This window comes from Burkholderiales bacterium (assembly GCA_013695435.1).
GTDB lineage: Bacteria > Pseudomonadota > Gammaproteobacteria > Burkholderiales > JACMKV01 > JACMKV01.
The window spans coordinates 1-6937 of the sequence record JACDAM010000159.1 but is presented as its reverse complement, the minus strand read 5'-3'; the positions used below and the strand labels follow the sequence as shown (position 1 = coordinate 6937).

Genomic DNA, 6937 nt, shown 5'->3' with positions numbered 1-6937 from the left:
TGGTGAAATCCGATCCGCGGCTACCGTTCGGCGGCGTGAAAGCTTCCGGCTTCGGACGCGAGCTGTCGTACCACGGCATACGAGAGTTCACGAATATCAAGACGGTGTGGATTAAATAGAAACCGTGGAAGCCTGGCGCTTACTCTTTACTTTTCGCACTCACTGCTTGGGCATTGGGAAAGGCCGTTGCGGCATCGGGCTCCAGGACAACCACGTTGGAACTTTGCATGAAGCGATGAAAGTATTTACCCCGAACACCGCCTGAAAAATCATATTCGGAGCGCATCTCATCTGGCGGTGGTTTGAATTTAGGTTTCATAGTTCGATCTTTCGCGCTTGTCGCGAGCCGTGCGCTGATGATACGCACCGTGTCTTCTTCCTCAGTATGAGCGATAGCAGTAATTGGCCTGAGGAAAGACATGCCGAGAGTCAGAAACGCGCTTCGCCAATCGAGTGAGCGGGATCGGCGATGTGCTGGCAAACTCATCGCCGAAAACGCTTACAGCTTCCAGGAACGACACTCCGTGTTTCGCGAGATTTGACGCCGCTTGGTTGATATCCCAAAGTGAAGCGCATGCGCGAAGTTTACCGCCTTCGTCGCATGCGCAAAAAAGGCTAGTCTCAAGGCGCTGGTCGTTATTCCTCATCCATCGCCAGCGCCCGCGACGCCTCGATGTCCTCGGTGGTTGTCAAATCGACGCCGCCCTGACGAAAGCGCTGCGCTGCGATTGCGGCGCGCGCATCGTGCTCGTGATCGAGCGACCACTGCGCGTGGCGCACCATCAGCGCCAGCGCATAGCTGCGCCCCAGGGTCAGCGCAAAGCGGCGCGCGCCGGCTTCGAGCGCGGACGTTGCGGCGTTGCGGTCGAACCACGCTGCAGCCTTGTCCAGCGCCTGGATTGCGTGCCGCCCAGGTTCGATCAGGCGCACGTCATTGGTTTTCGCGCACTCGGCCACCCGGGCCTTGAGCGCGCTTAATGTTTCGGCGTTCGCCACGCGCAGCGCATCGAGCGCCAGCACATTGGTCGTTCCCTCCCAGATACTGAAAACCTGCGCGTCGCGCAGCAGCAGCGGCAAACCGGTGTCTTCGATATATCCCGCGCCGCCGAAGGCTTCGAGGATTTCGCTCGTCGCAGCGACCGCCTGCTGCGCGGTTGTGAGCTTGACGATAGGGGTCAACAGACGCAGCAGATTCTTGCCCGATGGACTGAGCACACCCGCTTCATCGCGGCCGATGAGTTCGACGACATGAAACGTCAGATGAAACGCCGCCTCGAATTCGGCTTGCAGGCAGGCGAGTGTATCGAGGTGTAAAGGCTTCCGCGCGAGTGGCGAGCCGAACGCGATGCGCTTTTTCGCATAATCGCGCGCGAGTGCAAGGCCGCGCCGCATGGTCGCGACCGCGCTGACCGCGTTCCAGGTCCGCGTCAGATTCAGCATAGGCGCGATCGCGCGCACGCCATCGCTCAAGCCCGCTACCGGAAGCGCCGGTGTTCCTGTCAACAGCAGCTCGGCGGTCGGCACCTTGCGCGTGCCCAGTTTGTCCTTGAGGCGCTGGATTTCGATGTTTTGCAAACGGCATTCGGCATCGCGCGGCTCGACGTAAAACAACGCCAGCCCGCGCGCGCCATCCGGGTTTCCCATCGGCCGCGCGAGCGTCAGGGCCATTTGCGAAGTCGCGGCCGAGGTAAACCATTTGCGGCCGTGCAAACGCCACAAGCCTTGCTCATCACGGCGCGCTTCTGTTTCGCTCATGCCTAAGTCGGACCCGCCGATGTTCTCCGTCATCCACTGTCCGCTGGTCCAGAATTGCGCCGGATCGCGCGACGTCAGATGCGGCACGGCGCGCTCGATCAGGCTTTGATTGGCGGAAGCGAGCAATGCGCGCGCGGCGCCGTCGGTCATCGCCAGCGGACACGCGTACACGTCGGTCGAAGGCGCGAACAGGTAAGCGAGCGCGAATTGGTGGATGCGCGAATGTTCGCCGTGCGCGCGCTCATACGCAACCGCGACGATGCCGAATTGCGCGGCGATTTCCTGGGCCCGGCGCCACAACTGTGTGAGCTCGATGTGGTCGATGCGCTTCCCCCACGCGTCCCACTGCGTCAGCACCGGCTCGTTCAAACGGTCGGCCAATTGCACGCGGTACAGTTCGCCGCCACTCAGCCCGCCCAGTTCGATCAGCGCTGATTCGATTTCGCGCAGCATGTCAGCGGGAAGCGCGCGGCGCAGATACGAACGCAGCACGCGGTCTTCGGAGTATTGATTGCCGAGCCGCGGGGGTTGTTGGATGAACGACATCACCAGTAAGCCGTGGCCTTGCCGAACAGCGTTTTCAGATCGTCGCGGCTGATCGCGCGCGGCGCGTTTTTCAGCAGGCGCTGCTGCAGCCAGGCGCCTGCGCTCAACGGCTCGATGTCCTGTGCGCGGTAGCCAATGCCGCTCAAGCCATTCGGCATCTGCGTTGCGCGCATCAGCTTGATCAGATGGCCGGCGAGGATTTCGCCGCTGTCTTCGGGCAGCGCGTCGCGCACATCGGCGCCCAGGACTTGCGCGCCGTGCAAATGCCGCTCGGGACACGCCGGCGCGGTAAAGCGAAATACCGCCGGCGAATTGACGATCACCGACATGCCGTGCGGCACCAGCGGCGCGCCCTGCGGATAGCCGGGCGGACAAAAATCACGCGCGAGCCCGGCGACCGCGTACGACATGCCGTGCGGCACGTGCACGCCGGCGTTGCCGAACGCGATACCGGCCAGGGTCGCCGCATACATCATGGCGCTGCGCGCTTCGAAATCAGCGGCGTCGCGCACCGCCCGTTCAAGGTTGGCGCCGACCAGCCGCAAGGCTTCGAGACAACCGCTGTCGCTCCACGGATTCGCGCCTTGGCTCATCGGTCGCAAGCTCGCGCGCTCGGGACGCTGCCGCTGCGTATACGGCAACGCGGTGTAGGATTCGAGCGCGTGGCTCAACACATCGAAACCGCTCGCGGCGACGACGCTGGCCGGCAAACTGCGCGCACATTCCGGATCGATCAGCGCCAGCGTCGGTCGCAGGCGGCGCGACGCGATTCCCGTTTTGGCTTTGACCGCGACGAGATCGAACACCGCAATGCCGGTGCATTCAGCGCCGGTGCCGCACGTCGTCGGGCAGGCGATGTGTGGACGCAGCGGACCGGGAATCGCGCGACCTTCGCCGACAGGCGCATTCACATAAGCCAGGAAATCGGCTGGATGCGTCGCATACAGATTCGCGGCTTTGCAGGTATCGATGACCGAACCGCCGCCGACCGATACGAAGCCATCGAATTTGCCCTCCATCGCGAAGCGCGCGGCGGCGAGAAACGACTGGTCGGTCGGCTCGACTCTGACGGCGTCGTAAATCACGACGTCGACGCCGGCAGCGCGCAAGGAATCGGCAGTGATCCTGACCGGCTCGAGCGCGGCCAGCGTCTCGTCGGTAAAAAGCGCAACGCGCTTCAAACCCAGACAGCGCGCCTGATCGCCAACCTCGGCGAGGCAGCCGGCGCCGAACGTTATGCTGCTGGCATCGATCGAGAAGGCGTAATCGCCGGTCGCGGTCGGCGAGTAATAATGGCAGCAGGACACAGTTTATTTCAGCGCATTGAGACTTCGAACCTTGAAGCCTCGGTCGACTTGCTCTCCGACAGACAGAAGGCGCAGCATGCGTCCAATGGTATTCTCGATGCCGTATTTCTGCCAAGGCGCATCAGCCCCCGTGTCATGATCGACTTGCATTGCCATTATCTTTCCGCGGTGGACGACGGCGCCCAAAACGCCGCAGAAGCGCTGGCGCTGGCCCGCGCTTCAGTCGCCAACGGCATTACCCATGCGGTGCTGACCCCCCACGTGCATCCCGGTCGTTACGAAAATACGCTGTCATCTTTGACGCCCCGTTTTGCGGCGTTTCGAAATCTTTTGCAAAGCGCTCAGGTGCCGCTCGTCACGCGTCTGGGCGGGGAAGTCCGCCTGTCTGCGGAATCGCTCGAATTACTGGCCGAAAACGAACTGCCGTTTATCGGCGATTGGGAAGGCAACAAGGTTGTTCTGCTGGAATTTCCGCCAGGGCAGATTCCGGCGGGCGCGATCAATGCGGTCGGCTATCTCCGCGCAAGAGGGATACTGCCTATGATTGCCCATCCGGAGCGCAATAAGGACGTGATGCGCGATTGGCGCAAAATCGAGCCCTTCGTCAAGGAAGGATGTTTGCTGCAAATTACGGCGGCATCCGTGTGCGGCATGTTCGGCGAAGCGATACAGGCTACAGCAGAGCAAGTGCTCGCGGCCGGATGGGTTTGTGTAGTCGCCACGGATGCCCATAATCTTGAACACCGTCCGCCGGTTCTCGCCGAAGCGCGGGCGATGGTTCAGCAGCGTTATGGCGATGCGCTGGCGACGTTGCTGACCGAAGTGAATCCGGGAAGGATTTGGGGCTGCGCCGGGGTGTGATGGCCTGATTCTGCGGTTCACTTCGGCGCGATCACGCTCGCGCCTCCGGTCATTTCGTCGACGGGCGTGCCGCCTGCCGCCTGCAGCGCAATGACGATCTGGCGCGCCTCATCCCGCAGCGCGGGCAGATGCATGCCGAACGCGATGGCGCCGGCGATGCAGACCGCGCCGCCGATTGCGACCGTGGCTGGCGCGCCTATGTAGGTTGCCAGCGTGCCGGCAAAGAGCGCGCCGATCGGCGCCATGCCCATGAACATCATCGAGTAAACCGCCATTACGCGGCCGCGTAAATTATCCGGGACCATGGCCTGGATCAGCGTGTTGGACGACGCCATTTGCACCAGCATGCAAAAGCCGACCGGCGCCAGCAGCGCGGCCGAAAGCCAGAAAGTGCGCGACAGCGAAAACAGAATCAGGCTGAGGCCGAAACCGGCGGAGGAAAACGCAACCCAGCGGCCGAGACCGCGCAGGTTGCGACGCGTCGCCAGCGTGAGTGCGCCAGCCAGCGCGCCGATTCCGGATGCGCCCATCAGGAGGCCGAGTTCGCGCGCGCCGCCACCGAGAACGCGATCGGCGAAAATCGGCATCAGCACCGCATACGGCATGCCCATCAGGCTGACCAAACCCAGCAACATCAGTAAGGCGCGAATCGGCTTGGTGCGCCAGACAAAGCCAAATCCTTCGGCGATATTCGCGAGTACCGAACCCGGCAGCGGAACCCGCACGCGTGATTCGATCCGCATGGACAAAAGGCTCGCGAGAACGGCAAGGTAGCTGACGCCGTTGATGAAAAAGCACCAGCCTTCGCCGACCACGGCGACCAACGCGCCGGCCACCGCCGGCCCGACGACGCGCGCACCGTTGAACATCGAGGAATTCAGGGCGATCGCGTTCATCAGGTCGCTCCGGCCGACCATATCGACGACGAAAGCCTGGCGCGCCGGAATATCGAAGGCGTTCACCAGGCCGAGCATGGCCGCAAGGACGAAGACGTGCCAGACCTGCACGCTTGCGGTCAGCGCCAAGAGTGCCAGGGTCAGGGCCAGCAGCATGGCGATGCTTTGCGTCGCGATCAGGATGCGGCGGCGATCGTGGCGATCGGCCATCGTCCCACCGAGCGGGGCGAGCAGAAATACCGGGATTTGCCCAAGGAAGCCAACCAGGCCGAGCAATATCGCCGAATCGGTCAGCCGATAGACGAGCCACGCCTGGGCGATCGACTGCATCCAGGTGCCGGTCAGCGATACCAGTTGGCCGCCGAAGAACAGGCGAAAATTGCGATGTTTGAGCGCGCGCAACGCCGACGGGAAATCCGGATTAGACAAACGCGCTCACAATTCTTCTGTTCAGCCGAAATGGCGCAAAGGGATTCGACGACAGCGCAGGCGCCATCGGAAAATCCAGAGGCTTTACTTGCGCCGAAATGACAACTGAATCAGGGATTCTGACCACTGATGGGCAGGCGTGACTGATAACACGCCTGCCGGCAAATCACCGGCGAGTAGGCGCTCGCTACGCGCCGACTCATCCGCTCATCGGCGTCAGGCGCGCGCGTTCTTCGGCAGGAACTTCAGCGCGACGCCGTTATTGCACCAGCGTTGTCCGGTTGGCGGCGGACCGTCGTCGAACACGTGGCCGTGATGGCCGCCGCAGCGCGCGCAGTGGTATTCGGTGCGCGGCCAGATCATTCTGAAATCCTTGCTGGTCGCGAATGCGCCGGGGATGGTCGTGAAGAAGCTTGGCCAGCCGGTGCCGCTTTCGAACTTCATGGCGGACGTAAACAAGGGCAGGTCGCAGCCGGCGCAGGCGAAAATGCCGTCGCGCTTTTCGGCGTTCAGCGGGCTGCTGCCGGCCCGCTCGGTTCCTTCCTTGCGCAGCACGTCGAATTGAGTCTTGCTGAGCCGCTTCTGCCATTCTTCTTTGGAAAGCTCGAGCGGCTCGGATGCCGACGGCACCTTGGCGCCTTCCACCAGCAGCATTTTCCAGTTGCTCTGCAATTCGGCAACTGTCGTCGCCGTCGCCGGTTGCGCCCCAAACGCTTTCCCGGCTTGTAGAATGCCGAGTCCGCCGATTCCAACCAGTGCCTGCAATAATTCGCGTCGCGTCATAGTTCCTCCCTTGATTGATGGCGATCAGACCATGGCCAGACCGGCAAATTCCCGATTCGACGGCTTCCCGCTATAATTGCTGCTGCCGTCCATGCCAAACGCGCTATCCCCGTCCGCCGAATAAAATCCACGCGCAGTGAAAATTCACGAATACCAGGCCAAGGAAATCCTCGAACGATACGGCGTTGCGACACAGCGCGGCATCGCGTGTTTCAGCGTGGATGAAGCGGTCGCTGCTGCGAAAAAACTGGGCGGCGCCCTCTGGATCGTCAAAGCGCAAATTCATGCCGGCGGCCGCGGCAAAGGCGGCGGCGTCAAGCTTGCCCGCTCGTTGACCGAAGTCGAGCAACACGCGCAACG

General features: G+C 62.3%; 8 protein-coding genes and 1 pseudogene. 3 read left to right on the top strand and 6 right to left on the bottom strand.

Translation table 11 applies throughout. The annotated features are described in order from the left end of the window. The coding region (locus H0V78_08305) for an aldehyde dehydrogenase family protein (GenBank protein ID MBA2351780.1) at window positions 1-119 on the top strand (119 nt) is incomplete at its 5' end. Between the two features lie 20 nt (window positions 120-139). Here H0V78_08305 and H0V78_08300 read toward each other — a convergent pair. From H0V78_08300 to H0V78_08285, 4 genes and pseudogenes are all read right to left on the bottom strand, one after another. Next, window positions 140-319, bottom strand: a complete 180-nt coding sequence (locus H0V78_08300; GenBank protein MBA2351779.1) for a hypothetical protein — start codon at window positions 317-319, stop codon at window positions 140-142. A 110-nt stretch (window positions 320-429) separates the two neighbouring features. Further along, window positions 430-647, bottom strand: a pseudogene (locus tag H0V78_08295) (BrnT family toxin). Beyond that, window positions 637-2301 carry an acyl-CoA dehydrogenase family protein gene (locus H0V78_08290; GenBank protein MBA2351778.1) on the bottom strand — a complete coding sequence of 555 codons (1665 nt, stop codon included), beginning with the start codon at window positions 2299-2301 and terminating at the stop codon, window positions 637-639. The pseudogene H0V78_08295 and the gene H0V78_08290 overlap by 11 nt, the downstream one beginning before the upstream one ends. Then, window positions 2301-3608 (bottom strand): iron-containing alcohol dehydrogenase, encoded by a 1308-nt coding sequence (locus H0V78_08285; protein ID MBA2351777.1) that lies wholly within the window; start codon window positions 3606-3608, stop codon window positions 2301-2303. The genes H0V78_08290 and H0V78_08285 overlap by 1 nt, the downstream gene beginning before the upstream one ends. 48 nt (window positions 3609-3656) lie before the next feature. Between H0V78_08285 and H0V78_08280 the strand changes: the two genes are divergently transcribed. Then, window positions 3657-4469: a capsular biosynthesis protein gene (locus tag H0V78_08280; protein ID MBA2351776.1), complete on the top strand. Its 813-nt coding sequence runs from the start codon at window positions 3657-3659 to the stop codon at window positions 4467-4469. A 17-nt stretch (window positions 4470-4486) separates the two neighbouring features. On the opposite strand, the gene H0V78_08275 is transcribed toward H0V78_08280, so the two are convergent. Together H0V78_08275 and msrB are read right to left on the bottom strand one after the other, a co-directional pair. Further along, a complete protein-coding gene (locus tag H0V78_08275) occupies window positions 4487-5794 on the bottom strand; it encodes an MFS transporter (protein ID MBA2351775.1) in 1308 nt (435 codons plus the stop codon). Between the two features lie 216 nt (window positions 5795-6010). Next, on the bottom strand, window positions 6011-6577 hold the full coding sequence (gene msrB / locus H0V78_08270; GenBank protein MBA2351774.1) for a peptide-methionine (R)-S-oxide reductase MsrB: 567 nt from the start codon (window positions 6575-6577) through the stop codon (window positions 6011-6013). A 136-nt stretch (window positions 6578-6713) separates the two neighbouring features. Between msrB and sucC the strand changes: the two genes are divergently transcribed. After that, a partial coding sequence (sucC, locus tag H0V78_08265) for a succinate--CoA ligase subunit beta (protein ID MBA2351773.1) occupies window positions 6714-6937 on the top strand: 224 nt, incomplete at its 3' end.

Excerpts from the sequence above, each read along its gene's own strand:
- H0V78_08290 (MBA2351778.1), bottom strand. The coding sequence starts at position 2,301 with ATGTCGTTCATCCAACAACCCCCGCGGCTCGGCAATCAATACTCCGAA.
- H0V78_08300 (MBA2351779.1), bottom strand. The coding sequence starts at position 319 with ATGAAACCTAAATTCAAACCACCGCCAGATGAGATGCGCTCCGAATAT.
- msrB (MBA2351774.1), bottom strand. The coding sequence starts at position 6,577 with ATGACGCGACGCGAATTATTGCAGGCACTGGTTGGAATCGGCGGACTC.